The sequence below is a fragment of the Superficieibacter sp. BNK-5 genome (genome assembly GCF_047456055.1).
In the GTDB taxonomy this organism is placed as follows: domain Bacteria; phylum Pseudomonadota; class Gammaproteobacteria; order Enterobacterales; family Enterobacteriaceae; genus Superficieibacter.
The window spans coordinates 375092-397558 of record NZ_CP179893.1 but is presented as its reverse complement, the minus strand read 5'-3'; the positions used below and the strand labels follow the sequence as shown (position 1 = coordinate 397558).

Here is a 22467-nt window from a genome sequence, read left to right as displayed (position 1 = left end):
GGTCAGAACATGAGCACTTTAGGTCATCAATACGATAATTCCCTGGTGTCTAACGCCTTCGGTTTCCTGCGTCTGCCGCTGAATTTCCAGCCGTATGACAGCGATGCCGACTGGGTGATTACCGGCGTTCCGTTCGATATGGCAACGTCAGGTCGTGCAGGGAGCCGTCATGGGCCGGGCGCGATTCGTCAGGTTTCCACCAATCTGGCGTGGGAACACTGCCGTTTTCCGTGGAACTTCGACATGCGTGAACGCCTGAACGTGGTTGATTGCGGCGATCTGGTGTATGCCTTCGGTGACGCGCGCGAAATGAGCGAAAAATTGCAGGCCCATGCGGAGCAACTGCTGGCGGCGGGTAAACGTATGCTCTCTTTCGGCGGCGATCACTTTGTCACGCTGCCACTGCTGCGTGCCCATGCGAAGCACTTTGGTAAAATGGCGCTGGTGCATTTTGATGCCCACACTGACACGTATTCTAACGGCTGCGAATTCGACCACGGCACCATGTTCTACACCGCGCCGAAAGAAGGGCTGATTGACCCGAACCATTCCGTGCAGATTGGTATCCGCACTGAGTTTGATAAAGACAACGGCTTTACCGTGCTCGACGCCTGCCAGGTGAACGATCGCACGGTTGATGACATCATCGCGCAGGTGAAACAGATCGTGGGCGATATGCCGGTCTATCTGACCTTTGACATCGACTGCCTGGATCCGGCGTTTGCACCGGGTACGGGGACGCCAGTGATTGGCGGCCTGACGACCGATCGCGCTATCAAACTGGTGCGTGGTCTGAAAGACCTGAATATCGTGGGGATGGATCTGGTGGAAGTGGCTCCGGCCTACGACCAGTCTGAAATCACCGCGCTGGCGGCGGCGACCCTGGCGCTGGAAATGCTGTACATTCAGGCAGCGAAGAAGGGCGAGTAAAGGTGTTGTGCCGGGTGACATTGTTTATCCGGCATAGCGCGGTGGTATAACGCTCAGGCGGAGGGCGTTTTGCCCGGTGGCGCTTCGCTTACGCGGGCCTACGGGTGGCTGGCGTTCAGACAGTGGGTATAACTGCCTGATATATCGGGTTTTGTAGGCCGGGTAAGGCGAAGCCGCCACCCGGCATTATTGCGCCAGACTCCCGGCTCAGCTTTACTTAATCCCGTCCGCCGCCATGCGGTCGCGAATATGCTGGGCGCGCGCTTCGGAGGCCGGGTGATCGTCAAACATCGAGCTTTGACGGCCCGCTTCCAGTTTCGCCAGTTTCTCAAAGCTTGTGGCCAGACCCGCCGGACTGATGCCGCGTTTGCGCAACAGATCGTAGGAGTAGTCGTCCGCTTCCGATTCCTGGCGCTGAGAGAACTGCGAGTTCACCAGTTTTTCACCTAAATCGCCCAGTTGCGACTGAGACAGGCTACCCACTACGCCGCCCGCGGAGGCTGCTGCACCCCGTACAGCGTTGGTGCCGAGCGCAACTTGCATCCCTTTTTTCACGTGACCCAGCGCAACGTGTCCCATCTCATGACCAATGACCGCTTCCACTTCGTTATCATTCATCATATCCATAAGACCGCTATATACGCGGATGCAGCCGTTGGCCATCGCAAAGGCGTTTACATCTTTAGTCTGGTAGACCTTGTAATTCACCGGCTGGCCATTAATGTTATCACCCAGCGCATTGGCGATGGTTGCCAGACGCTTGCTGTAGTCGCTGCTGGCAGGCGCGATTGACGCTTTGCCGTCCATCTCTTTACAGGCTTCATCGCTAAGCTCTTTCACCTGAGCGTCGCTGAGGGTATACGCCTGGAACGCTTCCGCGCCCGAACTTAAAAAACCGTTAGAGTCCATATTCTGACAGCCGGTCAGAGCGGTGGCGATCCCAAAGGCAAGCAAGGCTGAACGAATTTTCATTTATTCTCTTCCGCATGAGTGAATTATTTATTTTGGTAATATCCTGGTTTCAGGTGAACCAGTACCCGCCGTAAGTATAAAGAAAAGAACAACACCCGAGCGAGGAGATTGCGCAACCTGCGAGCGCGATCCGGAGATTTCTGAATTCATAAAAGGATGCTCCATGTACATGGCTTGTCGCTTGGGTTACATTGTTGGCACTTTTTTCCGGCGTAGCCCAAAACGCGCTGTCGTCAAGTCGTTGCGGGCATGGCCTTCATTTATCCGATCTGGAGTCAAAATGTCCTCACGTAAAGAGCTTGCCAATGCTATTCGTGCGCTGAGCATGGATGCTGTACAGAAAGCCAAATCCGGCCACCCGGGTGCCCCTATGGGCATGGCAGACATTGCCGAAGTCCTGTGGCGCGATTTCCTGAACCATAATCCGCAGAACCCTTCCTGGGCTGACCGCGACCGCTTCGTGCTGTCCAACGGCCACGGCTCCATGCTGATCTACAGCCTGCTGCACCTCACCGGTTATGACCTGCCGATTGATGAACTGAAAAACTTCCGCCAGCTGCACTCTAAAACCCCGGGCCACCCGGAAGTGGGCTACACCGCCGGTGTCGAAACCACCACCGGTCCGCTGGGTCAGGGTATTGCTAACGCGGTGGGTATGGCGATTGCCGAGAAAACCCTGGCAGCGCAGTTTAACCGTCCGGGCCACGACATCGTTGACCACTTCACCTACGCCTTTATGGGTGATGGCTGCATGATGGAAGGTATCTCTCACGAGGTGTGCTCCCTGGCCGGTACCCTGAAGCTGGGTAAACTGGTTGCCTTCTATGACGACAACGGCATCTCCATCGACGGCCACATTGAAGGCTGGTTCACCGACGACACCGCGAAGCGTTTTGAAGCCTACGGCTGGCACGTGGTACGTGGCGTTGACGGTCACGATGCTGAATCCATTAAGCGTGCGGTTGAAGAAGCACGTGCGGTGACCGACAAACCGTCACTGCTGCTGTGCAAAACCATCATTGGCTTCGGCTCCCCGAACAAACAGGGTACCCACGATTCCCACGGTGCACCGCTGGGCGATGCTGAAATCGCACTGACCCGCGAGCAGTTGGGCTGGAAACACGCGCCGTTTGAAATCCCATCTGAGATCTACGCGCAATGGGATGCCAAAGAAATGGGCCAGGCCAAAGAGTCTGCCTGGAACGAGAAATTTGCTGCCTACGCTAAAGCCTTCCCGCAGGAAGCCGCTGAGTTCACCCGCCGTATGAAAGGTGAGATGCCGGCTGACTTTGACGCGAAAGCCAGTGAATTTATCGCTAAGCTGCAGGCGAATCCGTCCAAAATTGCCAGCCGTAAAGCGTCGCAGAATGCCATTGAAGCCTTCGGTCCGTTACTGCCGGAATTCCTCGGCGGCTCCGCTGACCTGGCACCGTCTAACCTGACTATCTGGTCCGGTTCTAAGGCGATTAACGAAGATACCGCCGGTAACTACATCCACTACGGCGTGCGCGAATTCGGTATGACCGCTATCGCTAACGGTATCTCTCTGCATGGCGGCTTCCTGCCGTACACCTCCACCTTCCTGATGTTCGTGGAATATGCGCGTAACGCAGTGCGTATGGCAGCGCTGATGAAACAGCGTCAGGTGATGGTCTACACCCACGACTCCATCGGTCTGGGCGAAGACGGCCCGACCCACCAGCCGGTAGAGCAGGTTGCTTCCCTGCGCGTGACCCCGAACATGTCCACATGGCGTCCGTGTGACCAGGTGGAATCCGCGGTGGCGTGGAAATATGGCGTAGAGCGTCAGGACGGCCCGACCGCGCTGATCCTCTCCCGTCAGAACCTGGCGCAGCAGGAGCGTACTGAAGCGCAGCTGGCAAATATCGCCCGCGGCGGTTACGTGCTGAAAGACTGCGACGGTCAGCCGCAGCTGATCTTCATCGCCACCGGTTCTGAAGTTGAGCTGGCGGTTGCCGCTTACGAAAAACTGACCGCCGAAGGCGTGAAGGCGCGCGTGGTGTCCATGCCTTCCACCGACGCGTTCGACAAGCAGGATGCGGCTTACCGTGAATCCGTACTGCCGAAAGCGGTCTCTGCACGCGTGGCTATCGAAGCGGGCATCGCGGATTACTGGTTCAAATACGTGGGCCTGAACGGCGCTATCGTCGGCATGACCACCTTCGGTGAATCTGCCCCGGCTGAACTGCTGTTTGAAGAGTTTGGCTTCACGGTGGATAACGTGCTGGCGCAGGCAAAAGCGCTGTTGTAATCACATTTACACCAGAAACGGGTCGCGAAAGTGGCCCGTTTTTTTATGCGTGAGATCACTAAAATTAAATAGGGCAATCCTGTAAATGTGATCTGTATTGCAAATGCTATTTTTAGATTTTTTCGTTATTTGTAATTGAAATCACATGTATTCAGTTGCTATTTTATAACTTTTTGAATTTATTGCATTTAAAATACAGGGTTTACAGAATCTCCGCCCGAGTAGCCTCATTGCTTTCACTGCGTTCAACGAGTATTTTATTTTTACCGTAGAACGGTATCCGATAATAAAATAAGGGGCGCATTATGCGGCTAAGGGATTATTTCCCCGATGGGGCTATTGAAATAAAAGAGGCAGCAAAAGACTGGCAGCAAGCCATCGATTTTTCAATGGATGCATTACTCAGACATCAATATATTAATCCTGAATATATTCAGGCGATAAAAGATTCAACGCTCAGTAATGGGCCTTATTATATTCTGGCGCCGGGAGTGGCGATGCCACATGCCAGACCCGAATATGGTGCTTCTAAAACAGGACTGTCATTAATCTTACTTAAGCAGCCAGTGCAGTTTGACGACAATAATGAACCCGTTAAATTGCTTATTGGTCTGGCTGCTGCGCAAGCTGATTCGCATATCGGTGCTATTCAGGCACTCAGTGAATTACTGTGTGAGGATGAAACCCTGGAGTTAATGTTAAACGCTAATACGGCGACACAACTCAAGGATATTATCGCTCTCGCATAATTCTATTCTCCTTTACAGGATATTATCATGGAAAATAAGTCTGCTCGTGCAAAGGTCCAGGCTTTTGGGGGCTTTTTGACCGCAATGGTCATTCCGAATATCGGGGCCTTTATTGCCTGGGGATTTATCACTGCATTATTTATCCCGACCGGCTGGATGCCTAATGAGCATTTTGCCAAAATTGTCGGCCCAATGATTACCTATTTGCTGCCGGTTATGATAGGTGCTACCGGCGGCAGCCTGATTGGCGGTAAGCGCGGGGCGGTGATGGGCGGTATCGGCACTATTGGCGTTATCGTGGGTGCTGAAATCCCGATGTTCCTCGGCTCAATGATCATGGGGCCGCTGGGCGGTCTGGTCATCAAATATATCGATAAAGCGCTGGAGAAACGCATCCCCGCTGGCTTCGAAATGGTGATTAACAACTTCTCGCTGGGTATCGCCGGTATGGTGCTGTGCCTGTTGGGATTTGAAATCATCGGCCCGGCGGTCATTGTTGCCAATAACTTTGTTAAAGAGTGCATTGAGGCGCTGGTGCATGCGGGCTATTTGCCGCTGCTGTCGGTTATCAATGAACCGGCGAAGATCCTCTTTCTGAACAACGCTATCGACCAGGGCGTCTACTATCCGCTGGGAATGCAGCAGGCGTCAGTGAATGGTAAATCCATCTTCTTTATGGTGGCCTCTAACCCCGGTCCGGGTCTGGGTTTACTGCTGGCGTTCACCTTCTTCGGCAAAGGAATGAGTAAACGTTCCGCGCCAGGGGCGATGATTATCCACTTCCTCGGCGGGATCCATGAACTTTATTTCCCGTATGTACTGATGAAGCCGCTGACCATTATTGCGATGATTGCGGGCGGGATGTCCGGTACGTGGATCTTTAATTTGCTGGATGGCGGCCTGGTGGCCGGTCCAAGCCCAGGTTCTATCTTCGCGTACCTGGCGCTGACGCCGAAAGGCTCTTTCCTCGCCACCATTGCCGGGGTCTCGGCAGGCGCTCTCGTTTCCTTCGTCATCACCTCGTTAATCCTGAAGATGGAAAAAACGGCGGAAACGGAGTCTGAAGATGAGTTTGCCCAGTCGGCCAGCGCGGTGAAAGCGATGAAACAGGAAGGCGCATTTTCTCTGAGCCGCGTGAAGTTTATCGCCTTTGTCTGCGACGCCGGGATGGGGTCGAGTGCCATGGGGGCGACCACGTTCCGTAAACGTCTTGAGAAAGCCGGATTGAGTATTGAGGTCAAACACTTTGCCATCGAAAACACGCCGGAAGCGGCTGATATTGTGGTGACCCATTCCAGTCTGGAAGGGCGAGTGAAACGCGTTACGAATAAGCCGCTGGTGCTGATCAATAACTATATCGGCGACCCACAACTCGACACGTTATTTAATCAGTTAACCGCTGAACATAAAAACCGATCGCAGAGGTAAAAATGAAAACTAAAGTTGCTGCTATTTATGGCAAGCGGGATGTCCGCATCCGCGAATTCGACTTGCCTGAAATTACCGATAATGAACTGCTGGTCAGCGTGATTTCCGACAGCGTCTGTTTATCAACGTGGAAAGCCGCGTTACTCGGCAGCGATCATAAACGTGTGCCGGACGATCTGGAAAACCATCCGGCAATCACCGGCCATGAATGCGCAGGCATTATTGTTGACGTCGGTAAAAATTTGACCGGCAAATATAAAAAAGGCCAGCGCTTTGTTCTGCAACCGGCGATGGGCTTGCCGAGTGGTTATTCTGCGGGGTATAGCTATGAATATTTTGGCGGTAACGCCACTTATATGATTATCCCTGAAATCGCGATTAATCTCGGCTGCGTGCTCCCGTATCACGGCTCTTATTTTGCCGCCGCCTCGCTGGCGGAACCGCTGTGCTGCATTATTGGTGCCTATCACGCCAACTATCACACCACGCAATATGTTTATGAGCACCGGATGGGCGTGAAGCCGGGAGGCAATATTGCGCTGCTGGCCTGCGCCGGGCCGATGGGTATTGGCGCGATTGATTACGCGATTAATGGCGGCGTTAATCCGGCAAAAGTCGTGGTGGTCGATATCGACGAAAAACGGCTGGCGCAGGTGCAAAAACTGCTGCCGGTTGAGCTGGCCGCCAGCAAAGGTATTGAGCTGATTTATGTGAATACCACAGGCGTCAACGATCCGGTACAGGCGCTGCGTGCGCTGACCGACGATGCGGGCTTTGACGATATCTTTGTTTATGCCGCCGTGCCTGCGGTCGTGGAACTGGCCGACGAACTGCTGGCAGAAGATGGCTGCCTGAACTTCTTTGCCGGGCCGACGGACAAAAACTTCAAGGTGCCGTTTAACTTCTACAACGTGCATTACAACAGCACCCACGTGGTTGGCACCTCCGGCGGCTCCACGGATGACATGAAAGAGGCGATTGCCCTGAGCGCGTCCGGCCAGCTTCAGCCCTCCTTTATGGTCACCCATATCGGCGGACTGGATGCGGTGCCGGAGACGGTGCTTAATCTGCCGGATATTCCGGGCGGCAAAAAGCTGATTTATAACGGCGTCACCATGCCGCTGACGGCAATTGCTGATTTTGCTGAGAAGGGCAAAACCGACCCGCTATTTAAAGCGCTGGCTGAACTGGTGGAAGAGACCCACGGCATCTGGAACGAGAAGGCAGAGAAATATCTGCTGGCGCAGTTTGGCGTCGATATCGGGGAGGCGGCGGAATGATGTCACTGGCGTGGCCGCTCTTTCGTATTACGGAACAGGCGGCGCTTGCCGCCTGGCCGCAAACCGGATGTGGCGACAAGAACATAATTGCTGGCCTGGCGGTAATGACGATCTGCTTAAGGGGATCCATCGATACAGCGGCAAGAGGCATACGCAAACATTGCTTATTAATGGCGCTGACTGAACGTGTAATATAATAGACTCCCTACACTCCAGGTGATCTATCGAGAGACGAATGACGACGCTGACAGAAGATGATGTGCTTGAGCAGCTAAACGATCAGGACGATTTACGCTCCTTTATGGAAACTGCGAACGACATTTTGCTGCGGGCCATCAGGCAGTTTCTGCCGTCGTTATTCGTTAACAATGATGAAGAAATCGTCGAATATGCCGTAAAACCATTGCTGGCGCAGAGTGGGCCGCTGGATGATATTGATGTTGCGCTACGCCTGATATTTGCCCTCGGAAAAATGGATAAGTGGCTGTATGCCGACATCACCCACTTCTCACAGTTCGGCCATTATCTGTCGACACAGGCGCAGGTGCCGGGTTATGCGGATGAGCTAACCTGGGATTTTATCAGCAACATAAACAGTATTACCGATAACGCGATGTTATATAACGCGCTGAAAGCGATGAAATTTGCCGATTTCGCCGTCTATTCAGAAACGCGATACGTCGCGATGCTCAAAACGGCGCTGGTGCTGGCGGTAACGACGATAGTAAAGGAATTAACGCCGTGAAAATATCCCTGATGGTTAACGGGCTACGGACAGAAGTTGATTACGCAGAAAGTGAAATTGAGACCGTCCATAAACCGCTGCTGCGCCGCCTGGAAAATGTACGATCTACCTCACCTTATCCCCGCACGATTATTTTTCTCAGCGCCCCGCCGGGGACGGGAAAATCCACCCTAACGACCTTCTGGGAAACGCTCTCTCGCCAGGACCCGACGCTCCCGGCGCTTCAGACGCTGCCGATGGATGGCTTTCACCATTACAATCGCTGGCTGGATGAAACGGGGCTGCGACCTTTTAAAGGTGCGCCGGAAACCTTTGATGTGGAAAAGCTGGCACAGAATCTGCGGCAGATCCGCGAAGGTGAGGGACGCTGGCCGCAATACGACCGTCAGAAACACGATCCCGAGGAAGCGGCGATTCAGGTTACTGCGCCTGTCGTCATTGTCGAGGGAAACTGGCTGCTACTGGACGACGATCGCTGGCGGGCGCTGCGCGAGTTCTGTGATTTTTCGATCTTTATCAAGGCACCGCCGGACGTGCTCCGTCAGCGGCTTATTAACCGCAAAATCGCTGGTGGCTTGTCGGCACAAGAGGCACAGGCGTTTTACCTGCGCACCGATGGTCCAAACGTGGAACGCGTGCTGGCTGACAGCCTGCCCGCCGATCTTACGCTGGAGATGACGGCGGAAGGTGGCTATCGCTGCTAACCAGCATGCCCTGTTGCAGACGCACAACGCGCGGGAAGTGGCGGCGGGTAAAGTCTGCATCGTGGCTAATAGCCAGTACCGTGGTTCCGCGCTGGCGACAGGCGGCAAGCCAGCCCTCAAAAATGCCCAGCCAGTGTTCATCGAAATCACGGCTGGGTTCGTCCAGCAGAATGAGCGGCGGAGCCAGCGCCTCCAGCGAGGCCACCGCCACCATTCGCCGCTGGGCGATATGTAAATCCAGCGGATGCGCCTGTGCCACATCGGCTAAACCACATAACGCCAGCGCGGCGGCAGTGCGTTGCGCGATCTCCTGCGCAGGCCGCTTTTGCAGGCGCAGGCCAAATTCGACCTCTTTGTCCACCTGACTATGAAAAATCTGGTTTTCAGCTTCCTGAAACAGCACGCCAATCGCGGCGGCACGCTGCTGATTTTTCATGTATGCCAGCGGCATGTCGCGAAACGTCACGGAACCCGATCCGGGCGTTAACAGGCCAGCCATCAGCCGCAGAAGCGTCGATTTACCGGCACCGTTATCACCCGTCAGCGCCAGCCACTCCCCCTGCGTAATGTGGAGCGACAGCGCGCGCAGGCAGTCATCGTCTGCGCCGGGCCAGCGATAAAAAACGTTTGTGAGGGTTAACATATCTGTTCCAGTTCGCCGTCGCGTAGCTGCCAGCCATGCTGGCAATAATCAAGAAACAGTGTGCTTTTGCGTTCCAGAAGAATGACCAGCGCCTGCCGTTCAGCCGCCCAACGTTGCAGGCGCGCCAGCAATGTGCGCGCGGCCTGCGCGGTCAGGCGGCTAAAGGCTTCGTCCAGCAACAGAATGCGCGGCTGCATGGCCAGCGCGCAGGCGATCACCACGCGCTGGGCTTCTCCGCCAGAGAGCGCCACGGGGTGCCGGTAACGTAATGGCTGGCAGTCGGTGAGCGTTAACGCCGCATCTATGCGCGCCATAATGTCCGCTTCGCCCAGGCAAAGATTCTCCGGACCAAAGGCTACTTCCTCTTCAACGCTGAAGGTGCAGCCGGAGAGTTGCAGATAAGGGGACTGCTGGACCAACTGAATATGTTGCGCACGTTCAGCCAGCAACATCTGCCCCACCTCAATGCCGAGTAAAGAGGCGCGACCTTCTCCGCCATTATCAGGCGTCATAAACTCGGGGAACCAGCATCCTGCCAGCAATTGCGCCAGTGAACTTTTACCGCTGCCGTTACCGCCGGTAATCAGCACCATTCCCGGTTGGTCATAATGCCAGTTGAGCAGGCGAGTGTGTCGTTCCCCGTGCAACGGCCGAAAATAGAAATTTTCTAAGGTAATAAAGTCCAAAACTTTACTCCTGCTTCTGCCACGATGAGCGCGACCATTCCGTAACGGAACAGCGTTTGAAGGCGACTGTCCTTGGGCGCCCACAATGTCGTGCGCCGGGGATGCAGGCGAAACGCGCGCATATCAAGTGCCGTACCGCGCACGGCTAAATTATTCAGGGCGCTATGCGTGAGGGGAATAACCAACGAGGGCATGGCCCGCAGGCGCTGATACCAGCGGCCATCCAGCGGTACGCCCCGCGCGCGCTGCGCTTCGTGGATGGTGGCTAACTGTTGTTTAAGCTGTTCAATCACCAGCAGTGGCCCGGCGAACAGATAAGCCAGACCCGGCGGCAGGCGAGAGGCAAACAGCGCGCGAATAAAATGGCGAATGGGCACATATTGCATCCAGAACTGCGCGGTGGAGACGATAGCCATAATGCGCAGCCACAGCGTGATGGCATGCGCCCAACGGCTCGGGTCGCGTGGCTGACCGCTTAGCCAGGCGGTGAACCAGCCGCCATGGACCAGCCACAAACCCGCACCCAACGAGAGCATCAGCCACGCGACATAGCCAAACCGATGTCGGGTCGCGCGAAACAAAAGTAGCCCAAGAAAAGCCACCATGCTGTAACCCGTGAGAATCAGACCTGCAGGCAGCAGCAGCGTTGTACAGGCCGCCAGCGCCCACAGGGTCAGTGACGTAAACGGATGCATTTAGCGAACGGCCGCCGTATCTGAAAAGTGACGCATCGTGCGTTGCGGAAGCTGGCGCAGGAGCACCCAGACGATGATCGCGGTGAGTATTTTATCTATCAGATTGGCGCCTAGCACGGTGATGGCGACGGACTCAATCAGATTCTGCCCCATAGAGTGCATCCACGCGACGAACAAATCCGCGCCGCTGCCAGTCACGCCGCCAAACAGCCATGTACGCAACGGCACGGCAACCACCGTCACAGCCAGCGTGATAATAATGCCACTGATGATCACTTTAGGCAGGGTACGGAACCAGCCCGCCCGCGCCAGCCCGCCCGCAACCAGACCGATGACCATGGCTACCGGCGCAAACGCGGCGGCGACAGGATCGGTCAACAGCCCCCACAGCAGGTTAGTCAGCAGCCCGGTTAACATGCCGATCCACGGACCGAGCAGCACCGCGCTGATGAGCGTACCAATAGAATCAAGGAAAATGGGCAGCTTCAACATGCTGACCAGTTGACCGCCAATCATATTGATAGCGATACAAATAACGATTAATACCAGTGAGAGACTGGAAAAACGGCGCTGGGCCATGAAAACCTCTTATCAATGTCTTTATTTACGTGGTGTGATGACCAGTTCGTCATAGCCGGAAACGGGGCAGGGCTGGCGACTGAATGAGAGCGACGTTAGCTCGCCAATCACCAGTTCAAGCGTGGTACGCACGGTGCAGCCCGGCATCATATGTCCACCCAGCATGGCACCGTCTGGATCGGAGACGGCAAGGTGTAAATGTTCGCCGGTCAACTCCAGCGTGCCGTTCAGCGAAATCACTTCAAAGGTGCCGGTAAGCCGGGTCGTTTCCTCCCGGCCCGCATAGCGTAATGCCACATCGGTCAGGCTACCGGTACAGCCCGCAATCCAGCCGGCGTGAATGTGATTTTTTTTAATGAAAGCATGTAGCCCGGCAAAAACTTCCTGGCCAGGCAGAAGGCGAAGAGCGAAGAAACGCGCGCCATCAGGGGGGATTGAATGTTCCATTGTGAGATAACTCCGGGACCCGGACGTGCGGCGGATCTTATGCGTGTGAATCGGCTCGGTCTCTGATTTAAATCAGTAAATGTGACCGTGGACAAACAAATATTCGCGCTATGCTTTTGCGCCATTCCGCACAAGGAATAAATGTCCCTGTAACGCTGAGCGAAATGTGACGCAGATCAGATAAATGGTTCAACCCCGGCGGCAATAATTCCTTTTATTCCACAATTCACTTATCCTAGCTGAACCGTTTCAGTCGATTAAACGTTCGACAATTAACCAATCAGTCGCAGTTTGTGACAGGCAAGGTTTCCCTTAATGTGTAGCTGCATTACTCTGTCAGCTTCACGGAATCAGGGTGTTTTGCAGGAGATCTATGACCGTACGCGTAGCGATTAATGGCTTCGGTCGCATCGGGCGTAACGTGGTTCGTGCGTTATATGAATCCGGGCGTCGGGCGGAAATCACCGTGGTGGCAATCAATGAACTGGCGGACGCCGCAGGCATCGCGCATTTATTGAAATACGACACCAGCCACGGACGCTTTGCCTGGGATGTCCGTCAGGAGCGGGAACAGCTTTTCGTCGGCGATGATGCTATCCGTCTTCTCCATGAACGCACTATCGACGCCCTGCCGTGGCGTGAGCTTGGTGTGGATGTTGTGCTGGACTGTACCGGCGTGTATGGCAATCGCCAACATGGTGAGGCCCATCTGGCCGCTGGCGCGAAGAAAGTCCTCTTTTCTCACCCCGGCAGTAACGATCTTGACGCTACCGTAGTCTATGGCGTCAATCATGATGTGCTGCAAGCCGAACACCGCATTGTTTCCAACGCCTCCTGTACCACAAACTGTATCATTCCCGTTATTAAACTGCTGGATGATGCCTTTGCCATCGAGTCAGGCACGGTCACGACGATCCACTCTGCGATGCACGATCAACAGGTGATTGACGCGTACCATCCTGACCTCAGGCGCACGCGTGCGGCCAGTCAGTCTATTATTCCGGTTGATACAAAGCTGGCTGCAGGCATCGCCCGTATCCTGCCGCAGTTTGATGACTGTTTTGAAGCGATTGCCGTGCGCGTACCGACGATAAACGTCACGGCTATCGATCTTAGCGTTACCGTGAAGCAGCCGGTAAAAGCGTGTGAAGTCAACCTGTTGCTGCAAAAAGCAGCGCAGGGAGCATTTCATGGTATAGTTGACTATACGGAATTACCGTTGGTCTCAACTGATTTTAACCACGATCCGCACAGTGCCATTGTCGATGGCACGCAAACGCGGGTGAGTGGGGCGCACCTGATTAAGACACTCGTCTGGTGCGATAATGAATGGGGCTTTGCTAACCGAATGCTCGACACGACGTTAGCGATGGCAGCTATTGGTTTCAGGTAGGGCGCTTGTTGCGCCTGCAAAACTTTAAGAATCAACGAGAGGATTCACCATGTCTGTAATTAAGATGACCGATCTGGATCTTGCTGGTAAACGTGTTTTTATCCGTGCGGATCTGAACGTACCAGTTAAAGACGGGAAAGTAACCAGCGACGCGCGTATCCGTGCTTCTCTGCCGACTATCGAACTGGCCCTGAAACAGGGTGCTAAAGTGATGGTCACTTCTCACCTGGGTCGTCCTACCGAAGGCGAGTACAATGAAGAATTCTCTCTGCTGCCGGTAGTTAACTATCTGAAAGACAAACTCTCCAGCCCGGTTCGCCTGGTAAAAGATTACCTGGACGGCGTAGAAGTTGCTGAAGGTGAGCTGGTCGTTCTGGAAAACGTTCGCTTTAACAAAGGCGAGAAAAAAGACGACGAAGCACTGTCCAAAAAATACGCCGCGCTGTGCGACGTGTTTGTTATGGATGCTTTCGGTACCGCGCACCGTGCGCAGGCTTCCACTCACGGTATCGGCAAATTTGCTGACGTAGCCTGTGCGGGTCCGTTGCTGGCTGACGAACTGGAAGCGCTGGGTAAGGCACTGAAAGAACCGGCTCGCCCGATGGTCGCTATCGTTGGTGGTTCTAAAGTCTCTACCAAACTGACCGTTCTGGACTCCCTGTCTAAAATCGCTGACCAGCTGATTGTGGGTGGCGGTATCGCTAACACCTTCGTTGCCGCGCAGGGGCATAACGTGGGTAAATCCCTGTACGAAGCCGATCTGGTTGATGAAGCCAAACGTCTGCTGACCACTTGCGATATCCCGGTTCCGACGGACGTTCGCGTAGCAACTGAGTTCTCTGAAACGGCTACTGCAACCCTGAAATCTGTTAACGACATCAAAGATGACGAGCAGATCCTCGACCTGGGCGACGCTTCCGCTGAGAAACTGGCTGAAATTCTGAAAAATGCCAAAACTATTCTGTGGAACGGCCCGGTTGGCGTATTCGAGTTCGCTAACTTCCGTAAAGGTACTGAAGTCATCGCCAACGCGATTGCTGACAGCGAAGCGTTCTCCATCGCAGGCGGCGGTGACACTCTGGCGGCGATCGATCTGTTCGGTATCGCTGACAAAATCTCCTATATCTCTACCGGTGGCGGCGCGTTCCTCGAATTCGTGGAAGGTAAAGTGCTGCCAGCAGTTGCCATGCTCGAAGAGCGTGCGAAGAAGTAATCGTTACTACGGGCAGGGTTTCCTGCCCGCTGTTTTCTGGCCGTGCTGACACTCAGAACGGCAGATATTTTTCTCAGGCCCGACGATACAGGACTACGTAACATGTCTAAAATTTTTGATTTCGTAAAACCAGGTGTCATTACTGGTGATGACGTACAGAAAGTCTTCCAGGTAGCAAAAGAAAACAACTTTGCTCTGCCGGCCGTTAACTGTGTAGGTACAGACTCTATCAACGCCGTTCTGGAAGCCGCTGCTAAAGTTAAAGCACCGGTCATCGTCCAGTTCTCTAACGGTGGTGCTGCATTCATCGCGGGCAAAGGCGTGAAAACCGACGTTCCGCAGGGTGCTGCAATCCTTGGCGCGATCTCTGGCGCACATCACGTACATCAGATGGCTGAGCATTATGGCGTGCCGGTTATTCTGCATACCGACCACTGCGCGAAAAAACTGCTGCCGTGGATCGACGGTCTGCTGGACGCGGGTGAAAAACACTTTGCGGCTACCGGCAAACCGCTGTTCTCTTCCCACATGATCGACCTGTCTGAAGAGTCTCTGGAAGAAAACATCGAGCTGTGCTCCAAATACCTGACCCGCATGGCTAAAATCGACATGACGCTGGAGCTGGAACTGGGCTGCACCGGCGGTGAAGAAGATGGCGTGGACAACAGCCACATGGACGCTTCTGCGCTGTACACCCAGCCGGAAGATGTTGATTACGCGTACACCGAGCTGAGCAAAATCAGCCCGCGTTTCACCATCGCGGCGTCTTTCGGTAACGTACACGGCGTGTACAAGCCGGGTAACGTTAAACTGACCCCGACTATCCTGCGCGACTCTCAGGAATATGTTTCTAAGAAACATAACCTGCCGCACAACAGCCTGAACTTCGTTTTCCACGGCGGTTCCGGTTCTACGGCTCAGGAAATCAAAGACTCCGTCAGCTACGGCGTAGTGAAAATGAACATCGATACCGATACCCAATGGGCGACCTGGGAAGGTGTTCTGAACTACTACAAAACTAACGAAGAGTATCTGCAAGGTCAGTTGGGCAACCCGAAAGGCGCTGACCAGCCGAACAAAAAATACTACGATCCGCGTGTATGGCTGCGTGCCGCTCAGTCAACCATGATTGCCCGCCTGGAACAGGCTTTCAAAGAGCTGAATGCGGTAGACGTTCTGTAATTAACGCGTGTAAATTCATGTCGTTCAAAGGCCCGCGCAAGCGGGCTTTTTTATGGTTGATGGTAAAGCGTCCGTGGAAAGCGGGGCGACCAGCGGGTTGGGCCGCCCTCCGGGAACCCAATCCCGGTGTTTCCCCTGACAACTCCCTTTGCCGGCCCGCGCGCCGGTTTCTGTTGCGTATTCAACACACTAATCGCAGGGTTTTGTGATCAACTTGGCATTTTATCCGCTTTGTGTTTACCCTTTATTAACTTACTTTTCTCCTTTGGGGATGACTGACCTTTTTCTTTTTGGGTAACTATAAGGATGGCTGAATGGAAGATTTGAACGTTGTGGACAGTATTAACAACGCTGGCTCGTGGCTGGTAAACAATCAGGCGCTGCTGCTGAGCTATGTGGTTAACATTGTTGCCGCTATTGCCATTATCATCGTCGGGGTGATCGTCGCGCGCGTCGTTTCAAGGGCCGTTGATCGCCTGATGATTGCTCGTCATATTGACGCCACCGTCGCGGACTTTCTTTCTGCGCTGGTACGCTATGGCATCATTGGTTTTACGTTAATTGCCGCGCTGGGGCGGGTAGGGGTACAGACCGCCTCGGTGATCGCGGTGCTAGGTGCTGCCGGTCTGGCCGTCGGTCTGGCTTTGCAAGGCTCGCTCTCTAACCTTGCGGCGGGTGTGCTGCTGGTGATCTTCCGCCACTTCCGTTCTGGTGAATACGTCGATTTAGGTGGCGTGGCCGGGACCGTGTTGCACGTGCAAATTTTCTCCACCACGCTGCGTTCGGCGGATGGTCGCTATGTGGTGATCCCGAATGGTAAAATCATTTCCGGGAACATCATTAACTACTCGCGTGAACCGGTACGTCGTAACGAACTGGTCATCGGCGTCTCCTACGATGCAGATATTGACCAGGTGAGAAAGATCCTGACCGATATTATCGAATCCGATGAGCGTATTCTGAAAGATCGTGAAAAGACGGTGCGTATGAACGAGCTGGCTGCTTCTCAGGTGAATTTTGTGATCCGCATCTGGAGCCAGAGCAGCGATCTGCAAAGTGTGTACTGGGATGTGCTGGAGCGAATTAAGCGCGAGTTTGATGCCCAGGGCATTGAGTTCCCGTATCAGCAGATGGATGTGAACCTCAAGCGGGTGAAAAAGGAAAAAGAAGTCGACTTAGTGAAGCACTAAGCGGCGGTAAATGTTGTCGCCCCAATCATAAATGATGGGGCGACACTGGCTTTAACGGCGGGTTTCCGCAAGCAGTGCGCTCACTTTTTGCATCACCTCACCGGCATTATCTACCCCTTCGCTTTTTTGCTTCTCTACCCACTGCGCCTGAATCTGCGGGTAGTTGATGGCGTTCTGCCACGCGGTAAGTTCTTCTTTGTTCAGATAGCGAACATTTGCGCCTTCCTGCTCCAGCGTTTTAACCATTACCGTCAGATTATTATCCAGTGCCGCGCCCATGGCCTGTTGGGTTGTCGCCGCCGCACGTTGAATAGCCTGACGATCGCGCTCTTCAAGGCTTTCCCACGTCTTTTTATTCATCGTCAGCAGATACACGTGACCCAGCCACAGGGAAGGTGAGAGCAGGATATTCGGCGCGGCGCGTTCAGCGTGGATATCGTAACCACTATCCAGGTTGACCATCAGCCCGTCCAGCCGACCCTCCTGTAGCGCGGTGGTGATGCCGGTATTCCACGGCAATGTCACGGTTTTTGCGCCGGTATTATTTAAATACGCCTGATGCCAGAAGCTGGCTGTCCGCCAGGTCGTACCTTGTAAATCGGTTAAGGATTTCAGCGGCTTCGCGGTAAAAAAGCCCACCGGATAACCGAGGAAAAATTGCAGATTAACCAGATTATTGCGATCCAGTTCAGCGTTAAATTCCGGCATGTCATGATAAACGCGGCGGAAAAACTCGACCTGTTGCGCACCGTGATCCGGACCGATAACAAAACTCTTAAAGATTTGATGCAGCGGCAGCTGTCTGGCCGTGTACTCCGGCACCACAATGCCCATATCGGCTTTGCTGCCGTTGCTGATGGTCGCCAGCGCGTCGTAGCTAATCGACGTTTCGCCATTCCAGTGCGCTTCTACTTTGAGCCGTCCCTGCGACTCTTTTTCTATTGCCGCAAAGAATACATCGTTGATAAGCCGGGTACGCATACCGCCGTAGGGTTCATGGTCGGTATAGCGCAGCACTTTTGGGGCTGCCATGGCGGGCAGTGTGAGAAAAAGTAGCCCGAGTAATGTGGAGCGAAAAAGAGGAGGGAACATATCAAATCCTTTGAAGTGAAACGTGATGATAAGAGTGTACGCTTGCCGCCCAGGATTGCGCGAAAAAGCATCTTTATAAATTCTGAAAAGAGAGTCGTCCTGTTTCATATTATTAATGAAATTTATGGATGATTAAAATTTTCAATTTCCGCTAATAAAAACGCTGAGATATAGTCTGCGGTAAAGGCAATCAGTACGGGAATATCAACGTGTTATCTTATTATTTTCAGGGGCTTATCCTTGGGTCAGCTATGATCCTGCCGCTCGGCCCCCAAAACGCTTTCGTGATGAATCAGGGTATTCGTCGGCAATATCACATCATGATTGCCTTTCTGTGCGCGATGAGTGACATGGCGCTGATCTGCGCGGGCGTATTTGGCGGCAGCGCGCTGCTTATGCAGTCGCCCTGGCTGCTGGCCATTGTCACCTGGGGCGGGGTGGCATTTTTGCTATGGTACGGCTTCGGCGCGCTGAAAACGGCGATGAGCAGCAACCTTGAGCTTGCCAGCGCGGAGGTCATGAAGCAGGGAAGGTGGAAGATTATCGCTACTATGCTGGCGGTCACCTGGCTGAATCCACACGTCTATCTGGACACTTTTGTGGTGCTGGGCAGTCTCGGCGGACAACTGGAAAGTGTGCCGCGGCGTTGGTTCGCAGCGGGTACGGTCAGCGCCTCTTTTTTGTGGTTTTTCGGACTGGCCCTGCTGGCCGCATGGTTGGCTCCTCGCCTGCGCACGGCAAAAGCCCAACGCATCATCAATGGTGTGGTCGGCTGCGTGATGTGGTTTATCGCTTTTCAATTGGCGAAAGAAGGGGTGAACCATATTCAGGCGCTATTTAACTAAGCGTTGTCTGATGGACTTTCTGCAGGCAGGAGCTAAGCTTGCTCGCATGTGCTCTCTTAATGGGTGCTTAATGCAAATGGAGGTTCGACAGTGAAGTTTAAAGTGATGGCCCTCGCGGCACTGGTGAGTTTAGGCGCAATGTCGGCCTCGGCAAATGAATTGCCGAATGGTCCGCATATTGTCACTTCAGGGACGGCCAGCGTGGATGCCGTACCGGATATCGCGACCCTGGCGATTGAAGTGAATATCGCAGCGAAAGATGCGGCGTCAGCGAAGAAACAAGCTGACGATCGTGTCGCGCAATATCTTACTTTCCTCGATCAGAACGGGGTCGCTAAAAAAGACATTCGCTCTGCCAATTTGCGTACCCAGCCTGATTACGATTATCAGAACGGGAAAAGCATCCTGAAAGGGTATCGGGCGGTAAGAACGGTTGAAGTCACGCTGCGCGAGCTGGATAAGCTCAATGCGCTGCTGGATGGTGCGCTAAAAGCCGGACTGAATGAAATTCGTTCCGTGTCGCTGGGCGTGGCAAAACCTGAAGCGTATAAAGATCAAGCGCGTAAAGCGGCGATTGACGATGCAATGCGTCAGGCGCAGGAACTGGCTTCTGGCTTTAAAGGCACGCTGGGACCGGTTTATAGCGTGCGTTATCACGTCTCCAATTATCAGCCAAGCCCGATGGTGCGGATGATGAAAGCGGATGCCGCGTCAACAACCGCGCAGGAGAGCTACGATCAAGCTACCATCCAGTTTGACGACCAGGTTGATGTGGTGTTTGAGCTGGAACCGGCACAGGGGCAAACGCAGACAACTGCCACGTCGGAGACGCCGGAAAAAGCACAGTAATTTTACCGGAAAAGGGCTGTTTTTGCCTCGGCATGGAACAGTCTGGAACGGTTGACATTCAGTGCGAAAAGCTTATTCTTGACCGTACAAAGCAGCCGTTGAAAAACGGCTGTTTGGAACAACGGGTGATACGCTACCCTAAGTGCGACTTGAAAAAACAGGCGATACGCTGCCATTAAGTGCGACTTGAAAAAATAAAAAAGTGGCTTTTATAGCCACTTTTTTTGTTTGAAGGATAGTGAAATGGAATTCTATACGGTCAGCGATGCTTACATCGCCTGGCTCAAATCGATTGATAATCGTGTTCCTGATAATTACCAGGGAAAGCGTGCCTTCATCGGGATTGTCCTTGATATCAATGGGCATCAGTACCTTGCCCCCCTGACCTCATACAAACCAAAACAGGACAAGCTCAAAAACAGCTCTCCAACGATTTTTAAACTGCATGAGCGTAGCAATCCTGCAAATAAACTGGGTATGGTAAGCCTGCACAACATGGTGCCTGTACTTACTGACACCATTGAACTTCTGGATCTCCCCGGGCAACCAGAACCCTATCGAAAAATGCTTTACCGACAGTATGAGTTTATTAAACGGCATGCCGCTGAAATTAAACAGCGGGCTGCCAAACTGCATAAAATCGTCACCGTGGATAAACAGGCGTTCCTTTGCTCATTATGCTGTGATTTTGTCTTGCTTGAGCAAGAATACCGGAAGTATTCAACTTAAACCTGGCGCAGCACCCGGTGCCCGTGCTCCAGCAGGGCATCGGTCACTTTACGCATCATCCGGCTTTCTGGCGCAAAACGGTGCCAGTACAGCATCCGGCGTTGATAAAGACCCGGCGTCAGGTCAATCAGCTCGCCGCTTTCCAGTTCTTTCTCAATCTGCAGATGCGGGATCATACAACAGGTGGTGCCCTGACGCGCCAGCTGCACGAAGGCTTCCGATGAGTTAACGATATGGCAGGGCACGCTGCCCGGTGGTAAATCGAAATTTTGCTGAAGAAAAGCCTGATGCATATCGTCGAGATGATCGAAGGCGACGGCAGGGGCTTTCAGCAGGGCCGAGCGGGTGACGCCATTGGGAAAGTAGCGTGCCGCGAACTCTTTTGAAGCCACGAACAAATAATCCAGCGCGCCAAGCGGATCTACCAGACAGCTCGGCAGCGCCTGCGGCTGAATACTCACCGCACCCACCACTTCACCACGGCGTAAACGCTCCTGCGTCCGGGTTTCGTCTTCCACTTGTAAATTCAGGCGTATGGGCGAGTCCACCAGCACGGGGGCCAGCGCGGGCAGCAGCCAGGTTGCCAGACTGTCGGCGTTGACCGCCAGCGACAGCAGCAGCGGCGTCGAGCCGGTCTGTTCATCGCCCAGCCATTCATCTTCCAGCATTTCAACCTGACGCAGCAGCGCCAGCAGTTTTTGTCCCTGTTCCGTTGGCCGTGGTGGTACGGTACGCACTAGCAACGGCTGTCCAAACATATTTTCCAGTTGTTTAATACGCTGTGAGACGGCGGACTGGGTAATACATAGCTTCTGCGCAGCGCGTTCGAATCCGCGTTCACGAATGACCGCATCCAGCGCCTGTAACGTTCTGTAGTCCGGACGTTTCATGGATCTGTGTGGCTCCCTTATGGTTTTCTATCCAGCACTATGACATAAATTTGCCATAGATACAGACGAAATTATGTGCGCGGTTCTGTGACGCGGGTCGCAGGGACATCCCTGGTCCTTATGTTCTATAATGCGCGCAGGATAATCACTCCACAGGCAAAATTATGACGCAGGATGAACTGAAAAAAGCAGTAGGTTGGGCCGCCCTTCAGTATGTCGTACCGGGCACCATTGTCGGGGTTGGGACGGGGTCCACCGCCGCCCATTTTATTGATGCGCTGGGTACCATGAAGGGACAGATTGATGGCGCGGTGTCCAGCTCCGACGCCTCCACCGCTAAACTCAAAAGCCTTGGCATCACGGTATTTGATCTTAATGAAGTTGATCGTTTGGGCATCTATGTTGATGGTGCCGATGAAATCAACGGTCAAATGCAGATGATCAAAGGCGGCGGCGCGGCGCTGACCCGCGAAAAGATCATTGCGTCGGTTGCAGATAAGTTTATCTGCATCGCGGATGCCTCAAAGCAGGTCGATATCCTCGGCGAATTTCCGCTGCCGGTGGAAGTGATCCCGATGGCACGTAGCGCCGTGGCGCGTGAACTGGTCAAACTGGGCGGTCGTCCGGAATATCGTCAGGGCGTGTTGACCGATAACGGCAACGTGATCCTTGACGTTCACGGTATGGAAATCATCGATCCGATCGCCACCGAAAATGCCATTAACAGCATTCCGGGTGTCGTCACCGTGGGGCTGTTTGCCAACCGTGGCGCAGATGTGGCGCTGATTGGCACTGCCGATGGCGTCAAAACCATCGTGAAATGATCTGATGGGGGAGTTGCTCCCCCATTTAAAAAAATCCCGATCGCCAAATTTGGTGACATGTGTCACGTTTTAATGCTCGTGCTGACGTTTCTCCCCGCGTAATCTCTCACCACCAGCATTTTATGCTGTC

At 53.7% G+C, this 22467-nt stretch carries 23 protein-coding genes and 1 pseudogene; 16 read left to right on the top strand and 8 right to left on the bottom strand.

The genetic code is table 11. The annotated features are described in order from the left end of the window. The first annotated feature begins 9 nt into the window (after positions 1 to 9). Complete coding sequence (gene speB / locus ACMGGS_RS01890) at positions 10 to 930, top strand: agmatinase (protein WP_176917322.1); 921 nt, start codon at positions 10 to 12, stop codon at positions 928 to 930. Between the two features lie 213 nt (positions 931 to 1143). On the opposite strand, the gene ACMGGS_RS01885 is transcribed toward speB, so the two are convergent. After that, entirely contained in the window at positions 1144 to 1902 is a 759-nt protein-coding gene (locus ACMGGS_RS01885; RefSeq protein WP_176917323.1) for a M48 family metalloprotease, read from the bottom strand. 280 nt (positions 1903 to 2182) lie between these two features. Here ACMGGS_RS01885 and tkt point away from each other — a divergent pair, with 280 nt between their 5' ends. From tkt to ACMGGS_RS01850, 7 genes and pseudogenes are all read left to right on the top strand, one after another. Beyond that, complete coding sequence (tkt, locus tag ACMGGS_RS01880) at positions 2183 to 4174, top strand: transketolase (RefSeq protein ID WP_414164816.1); 1992 nt, start codon at positions 2183 to 2185, stop codon at positions 4172 to 4174. A gap of 305 nt (positions 4175 to 4479) precedes the next feature. Then, positions 4480 to 4923, top strand: a complete 444-nt coding sequence (cmtB, locus tag ACMGGS_RS01875; RefSeq protein WP_414164815.1) for a PTS mannitol transporter subunit IIA — start codon at positions 4480 to 4482, stop codon at positions 4921 to 4923. Positions 4924 to 4950: 27 nt separating this feature from the next. Next, entirely contained in the window at positions 4951 to 6351 is a 1401-nt protein-coding gene (locus tag ACMGGS_RS01870) for a PTS mannitol transporter subunit IICB (RefSeq protein ID WP_414164814.1), read from the top strand. Between the two features lie 2 nt (positions 6352 to 6353). Beyond that, entirely contained in the window at positions 6354 to 7631 is a 1278-nt protein-coding gene (locus ACMGGS_RS01865; protein ID WP_414164813.1) for a zinc-binding dehydrogenase, read from the top strand. Next, a pseudogene (locus ACMGGS_RS01860) lies at positions 7628 to 7780 on the top strand (fructose-bisphosphatase class II); the annotation flags it as partial. The gene ACMGGS_RS01865 and the pseudogene ACMGGS_RS01860, both read left to right, overlap by 4 nt. 86 nt (positions 7781 to 7866) lie before the next feature. After that, positions 7867 to 8376 carry an MltR family transcriptional regulator gene (locus ACMGGS_RS01855; protein ID WP_414164812.1) on the top strand — a complete coding sequence of 170 codons (510 nt, stop codon included), beginning with the start codon at positions 7867 to 7869 and terminating at the stop codon, positions 8374 to 8376. Then, entirely contained in the window at positions 8373 to 9080 is a 708-nt protein-coding gene (locus ACMGGS_RS01850; RefSeq protein ID WP_414164811.1) for a nucleoside/nucleotide kinase family protein, read from the top strand. The genes ACMGGS_RS01855 and ACMGGS_RS01850 overlap by 4 nt, the downstream gene beginning before the upstream one ends. Here ACMGGS_RS01850 and ACMGGS_RS01845 read toward each other — a convergent pair. From ACMGGS_RS01845 to ACMGGS_RS01825, 5 genes are read right to left on the bottom strand one after another with little or no spacing between them, the layout of a single operon-like run. Next, a complete protein-coding gene (locus ACMGGS_RS01845) occupies positions 9040 to 9723 on the bottom strand; it encodes an ABC transporter ATP-binding protein (RefSeq protein WP_414164810.1) in 684 nt (227 codons plus the stop codon). The two genes, ACMGGS_RS01850 and ACMGGS_RS01845, sit on opposite strands and share 41 nt — an antisense overlap. Beyond that, complete coding sequence (locus ACMGGS_RS01840) at positions 9717 to 10409, bottom strand: ABC transporter ATP-binding protein (protein ID WP_414164809.1); 693 nt, start codon at positions 10407 to 10409, stop codon at positions 9717 to 9719. Before ACMGGS_RS01840 ends, ACMGGS_RS01845 begins: the two co-directional genes overlap by 7 nt. Beyond that, positions 10391 to 11104: an energy-coupling factor transporter transmembrane component T gene (locus ACMGGS_RS01835; protein WP_414164808.1), complete on the bottom strand. Its 714-nt coding sequence runs from the start codon at positions 11102 to 11104 to the stop codon at positions 10391 to 10393. Before ACMGGS_RS01835 ends, ACMGGS_RS01840 begins: the two co-directional genes overlap by 19 nt. After that, positions 11105 to 11683 carry an ECF transporter S component gene (locus ACMGGS_RS01830; protein WP_414164807.1) on the bottom strand — a complete coding sequence of 193 codons (579 nt, stop codon included), beginning with the start codon at positions 11681 to 11683 and terminating at the stop codon, positions 11105 to 11107. Between the two features lie 21 nt (positions 11684 to 11704). Beyond that, entirely contained in the window at positions 11705 to 12130 is a 426-nt protein-coding gene (locus tag ACMGGS_RS01825) for a PPC domain-containing DNA-binding protein (RefSeq protein ID WP_414164806.1), read from the bottom strand. Between the two features lie 373 nt (positions 12131 to 12503). Here ACMGGS_RS01825 and epd point away from each other — a divergent pair, with 373 nt between their 5' ends. The 4 genes from epd (at position 12504) to mscS (ending at position 17108) form a co-directional block, all read left to right on the top strand. After that, positions 12504 to 13523, top strand: coding sequence for an erythrose-4-phosphate dehydrogenase (epd, locus tag ACMGGS_RS01820; protein WP_414164805.1), 1020 nt, complete (start codon positions 12504 to 12506; stop codon positions 13521 to 13523). Positions 13524 to 13572: 49 nt separating this feature from the next. After that, the gene (pgk, locus tag ACMGGS_RS01815; protein ID WP_176917334.1) at positions 13573 to 14736 is read left to right on the top strand and encodes a phosphoglycerate kinase; all 1164 of its coding nucleotides are present in this window, start codon (positions 13573 to 13575) and stop codon (positions 14734 to 14736) included. A 102-nt stretch (positions 14737 to 14838) separates the two neighbouring features. Next, complete coding sequence (gene fbaA, locus ACMGGS_RS01810; protein WP_414164804.1) at positions 14839 to 15918, top strand: class II fructose-bisphosphate aldolase; 1080 nt, start codon at positions 14839 to 14841, stop codon at positions 15916 to 15918. A gap of 314 nt (positions 15919 to 16232) precedes the next feature. Further along, entirely contained in the window at positions 16233 to 17108 is an 876-nt protein-coding gene (gene mscS, locus ACMGGS_RS01805; RefSeq protein ID WP_414164803.1) for a small-conductance mechanosensitive channel MscS, read from the top strand. 51 nt (positions 17109 to 17159) lie between these two features. Here the strand turns inward: mscS and dctP are convergent, their stop codons facing one another. Further along, complete coding sequence (gene dctP, locus ACMGGS_RS01800; protein ID WP_414166181.1) at positions 17160 to 18140, bottom strand: TRAP transporter substrate-binding protein DctP; 981 nt, start codon at positions 18138 to 18140, stop codon at positions 17160 to 17162. Positions 18141 to 18409: 269 nt separating this feature from the next. On the opposite strand from dctP, the gene argO reads away from it, so the two are divergent. From argO to ACMGGS_RS01785, 3 genes are all read left to right on the top strand, one after another. Continuing rightward, positions 18410 to 19045, top strand: a complete 636-nt coding sequence (argO, locus tag ACMGGS_RS01795; RefSeq protein ID WP_414164802.1) for an arginine exporter ArgO — start codon at positions 18410 to 18412, stop codon at positions 19043 to 19045. A gap of 90 nt (positions 19046 to 19135) precedes the next feature. After that, entirely contained in the window at positions 19136 to 19894 is a 759-nt protein-coding gene (locus ACMGGS_RS01790; protein WP_414164801.1) for an oxidative stress defense protein, read from the top strand. Between the two features lie 243 nt (positions 19895 to 20137). Continuing rightward, the gene (locus ACMGGS_RS01785; RefSeq protein WP_414164800.1) at positions 20138 to 20623 is read left to right on the top strand and encodes a type III toxin-antitoxin system ToxN/AbiQ family toxin; all 486 of its coding nucleotides are present in this window, start codon (positions 20138 to 20140) and stop codon (positions 20621 to 20623) included. Here ACMGGS_RS01785 and argP read toward each other — a convergent pair. After that, on the bottom strand, positions 20620 to 21513 hold the full coding sequence (argP, locus tag ACMGGS_RS01780) for a DNA-binding transcriptional regulator ArgP (protein ID WP_276158623.1): 894 nt from the start codon (positions 21511 to 21513) through the stop codon (positions 20620 to 20622). The two genes, ACMGGS_RS01785 and argP, sit on opposite strands and share 4 nt — an antisense overlap. Before the next feature lie 164 nt (positions 21514 to 21677). Here argP and rpiA point away from each other — a divergent pair, with 164 nt between their 5' ends. Continuing rightward, positions 21678 to 22337: a ribose-5-phosphate isomerase RpiA gene (gene rpiA, locus ACMGGS_RS01775; protein ID WP_414164799.1), complete on the top strand. Its 660-nt coding sequence runs from the start codon at positions 21678 to 21680 to the stop codon at positions 22335 to 22337. Positions 22338 to 22467 lie beyond the last annotated feature (130 nt).

Coding starts and splice junctions, on each gene's coding strand:
- ACMGGS_RS01825 (WP_414164806.1), bottom strand. CDS start 12,130: ATGGAACATTCAATCCCCCCTGATGGCGCGCGTTTCTTCGCTCTTCGC.
- ACMGGS_RS01855 (WP_414164812.1), top strand. CDS start 7,867: ATGACGACGCTGACAGAAGATGATGTGCTTGAGCAGCTAAACGATCAG.
- ACMGGS_RS01870 (WP_414164814.1), top strand. CDS start 4,951: ATGGAAAATAAGTCTGCTCGTGCAAAGGTCCAGGCTTTTGGGGGCTTT.
- fbaA (WP_414164804.1), top strand. CDS start 14,839: ATGTCTAAAATTTTTGATTTCGTAAAACCAGGTGTCATTACTGGTGAT.
- dctP (WP_414166181.1), bottom strand. CDS start 18,140: ATGGCAGCCCCAAAAGTGCTGCGCTATACCGACCATGAACCCTACGGC.
- ACMGGS_RS01885 (WP_176917323.1), bottom strand. CDS start 1,902: ATGAAAATTCGTTCAGCCTTGCTTGCCTTTGGGATCGCCACCGCTCTG.
- pgk (WP_176917334.1), top strand. CDS start 13,573: ATGTCTGTAATTAAGATGACCGATCTGGATCTTGCTGGTAAACGTGTT.
- ACMGGS_RS01865 (WP_414164813.1), top strand. CDS start 6,354: ATGAAAACTAAAGTTGCTGCTATTTATGGCAAGCGGGATGTCCGCATC.
- cmtB (WP_414164815.1), top strand. CDS start 4,480: ATGCGGCTAAGGGATTATTTCCCCGATGGGGCTATTGAAATAAAAGAG.
- ACMGGS_RS01830 (WP_414164807.1), bottom strand. CDS start 11,683: ATGGCCCAGCGCCGTTTTTCCAGTCTCTCACTGGTATTAATCGTTATT.
- speB (WP_176917322.1), top strand. CDS start 10: ATGAGCACTTTAGGTCATCAATACGATAATTCCCTGGTGTCTAACGCC.
- ACMGGS_RS01845 (WP_414164810.1), bottom strand. CDS start 9,723: ATGTTAACCCTCACAAACGTTTTTTATCGCTGGCCCGGCGCAGACGAT.
- tkt (WP_414164816.1), top strand. CDS start 2,183: ATGTCCTCACGTAAAGAGCTTGCCAATGCTATTCGTGCGCTGAGCATG.
- epd (WP_414164805.1), top strand. CDS start 12,504: ATGACCGTACGCGTAGCGATTAATGGCTTCGGTCGCATCGGGCGTAAC.
- ACMGGS_RS01785 (WP_414164800.1), top strand. CDS start 20,138: ATGGAATTCTATACGGTCAGCGATGCTTACATCGCCTGGCTCAAATCG.
- argP (WP_276158623.1), bottom strand. CDS start 21,513: ATGAAACGTCCGGACTACAGAACGTTACAGGCGCTGGATGCGGTCATT.
- ACMGGS_RS01835 (WP_414164808.1), bottom strand. CDS start 11,104: ATGCATCCGTTTACGTCACTGACCCTGTGGGCGCTGGCGGCCTGTACA.
- rpiA (WP_414164799.1), top strand. CDS start 21,678: ATGACGCAGGATGAACTGAAAAAAGCAGTAGGTTGGGCCGCCCTTCAG.
- mscS (WP_414164803.1), top strand. CDS start 16,233: ATGGAAGATTTGAACGTTGTGGACAGTATTAACAACGCTGGCTCGTGG.